This is a genomic window from Ornithinibacter sp. (assembly GCF_035443565.1).
Taxonomy (GTDB): Bacteria; Actinomycetota; Actinomycetes; order Actinomycetales; family Dermatophilaceae; genus Fodinibacter.
In genome coordinates, this window is record NZ_DAORSO010000391.1 from 1 (window position 1) to 1,233 (window position 1,233).

The following is a 1,233-nucleotide window of genomic DNA, read 5'->3' on the forward strand; positions in this document are numbered from 1 at the left end:
CTCACCCGGCTCGCCCCGATGTTCCGAGGGCTCGCCGAGATCGACGCCTCCCTGAGCGACGACGAGCGGGTGGTCGTGGAGCGATACCTGCGGGGCGCGATCACCGCGATGAAGGCACTGATGTGACGGGGCTGGCGACGGCGGCTGCCTCCGCCCTGGACACCACGCTCGACCGCACGATCGCCCCCGGCTTCACCCGGCTCGGGTACGCCGTGCGGCGGCGGCTCCCGACCTGGCCCGCCGACCCGACTCCCGGGTGCCTCACCGGGCACCACGTGGCCGTGACCGGCGCCTCGTCCGGCCTCGGCGAACGCACTGCCCACGACCTCGCCGCCCTGGGTGCCACCGTTCACCTCGTCGTCCGGGATGCCGGCCGCGGCGGTCGCGTGGCCGCTGAGATCGAGTCAGCGGTCGGCAGGGCGGGCGCGGCCCGGGTGTGGGTGTGTGACGTCTCCGACCTCGACTCGGTGCGGACCTTCTGCGCGGCCTTCCTCTCGGCCGGGTTGCCGCTGCGGGCGCTGGTGCACAACGCCGGCGCGCTTCCCGCCACGCGCACCGAGTCCGCGCAGGGCCACGAGATGACGATGGCCCTGCACGTGCTCGGTCCGGTGCTCATGACCGAACTGCTGCTGCCACTGCTCGGCGCCGATGCGGGTCGGGTGGTGTTCGTGACGTCAGGTGGCATGTACAGCCAGCCCCTGCCCGTGGATGACCCCGAGTTCCTGCGTGGTGAGTACGCCGGTGCGACCGCCTACGCGCGCAGCAAGCGCGGCCAGATCGAGCTGCTCCCCGTCCTGGCCCAGCGCTGGGACGCCGCGGGGGTCAGCGTGAGTGCGACCCACCCGGGGTGGGCCGCAACTCCCGGCGTGCAGACGTCACTCCCCCGCTTCGCCGCCCTGCTCGGTCCGTCGCTGCGCACGGCCGGTGAAGGTGTCGACACGACGACGTGGGTGGTCGCGGCCGACCCGGCACCGGCATCCGGCCAGTTGTTGCACGACCGTCGCGCACGGCCGACGAGCATCATGCGCCGCACGCGACCCACGGCTGAGCAGCGGGGCCGTTTCTGGGAGTGGGTCCAGGAGGCGACGGGCACGGGAGGGTCACCCGAGCGGGGTGAAGAGGGCCGCGCCCGCCGTCCCTAGATTCGAGGGGTGACGCGGCACGGTCGCCGGCCGGCCCGGCTGCGCGCGCTGGTCGCCGCGCAGGCCACCGCCGATCCGACGGACCCGGCCA

Annotated in this window: 1 protein-coding gene; it reads left to right on the plus strand. The window is 74.1% G+C overall.

Annotated elements, in window-relative coordinates; translation table 11 throughout:
- Positions 1 to 122 precede the first annotated feature (122 nt).
- Positions 123 to 1,142: an SDR family NAD(P)-dependent oxidoreductase gene (locus PLL68_RS15440; RefSeq protein ID WP_324535612.1), complete on the plus strand. Its 1,020-nt coding sequence runs from the start codon at positions 123 to 125 to the stop codon at positions 1,140 to 1,142.
- Positions 1,143 to 1,233 lie beyond the last annotated feature (91 nt).